2 protein-coding genes are annotated in these 893 nt (G+C 44.9%); both read left to right on the top strand.

Going from position 1 to position 893, the window contains the following annotated elements; genetic code table 11:
• Positions 1 to 324, top strand: a 324-nt coding sequence (locus DXA97_RS21405) for a cation transporter (protein WP_243107797.1), incomplete at its 5' end; no start/stop codon positions are given.
• A gap of 202 nt (positions 325 to 526) precedes the next feature.
• A complete protein-coding gene (locus DXA97_RS19790; RefSeq protein ID WP_147355621.1) occupies positions 527 to 733 on the top strand; it encodes a hypothetical protein in 207 nt (68 codons plus the stop codon).
• Positions 734 to 893 lie beyond the last annotated feature (160 nt).

Raw genomic sequence — 893 nt, 5'->3', positions numbered from 1 at the left:
CTGCGTCTGAACCTGTTCAAGATGTATGACGCATCCAAAGACAAGAAGAAAAAACAAAGCAGACCACATGATGAAAGTCATGTTGATCATAAAGAGAAAAAGGAGAAGAGAACTATGACGAAAACCATGAAAATCGAAGGAATGATGTGCGGTCACTGTGAGGCAAGAGTGAAAAAGACTCTGGAAGGCATTGAGGGCGTAACCGGCGCAGAGGTAAGCCATGAGAAGGGAACCGCAGTCGTTACCCTGGAGAAAGAGGTCTCAGACAGCGTGCTGAAAGAGGCTGTAGAGGCACAGGATTACAAGGTGGTATCTGTAGAGTAATCGTAAGTAACGTGACATGTGCGGAAGTTCCCTGTTTTACAGGAAGCAAAGCGAAACGTCCGGCGCATGCATGATACAGCTTAAGTTGCGGCTGACAAGATCATGCGGCTGTCTGGGAAAGCACAGGCAGCCGCAGACATTGAAAAAAGAAAAAACTGGATTTGGGTCAGAAATCCAGACGAAACAATCAGGAGGAAGAGCCGTGTCACATTCACAAAATTCTATGGGCTACATGGTGGTGCTTTGCATCATCCTGTACATAGTGGGCGTATCCATTTATCTCTTCGTAAAATTTGTAAGAAAAAAACTAGATGAGGCGAAAGACCGCAGATTCCAGAGGGAACATCAGGGAAGTCCGATGACAGAAATAAAAACGGAAGATCCGTCGGAAAAGCAGATTCATTCATAAGAAAGAAAAACTGACAGAAAAAGAAGACAGAAGGGAGCAAGCTATTATGACAGACATGATTGTAATCTTAGTCATTGCAGTATTTGTACTTCTTGGTGTAAAATCCACCATCAAGCATTTTAAAGGCGAGGGAGCCTGCTGTGGAGGCGGCGGTGGAAGC

The sequence above is a fragment of the Clostridium sp. OF09-36 genome, from assembly GCF_003481985.1.
GTDB lineage: Bacteria > Bacillota > Clostridia > Lachnospirales > Lachnospiraceae > Brotaphodocola.
The sequence above is the reverse complement of the archived record's forward strand: the minus strand, read 5'-3'. Positions and strand labels throughout refer to the sequence as shown.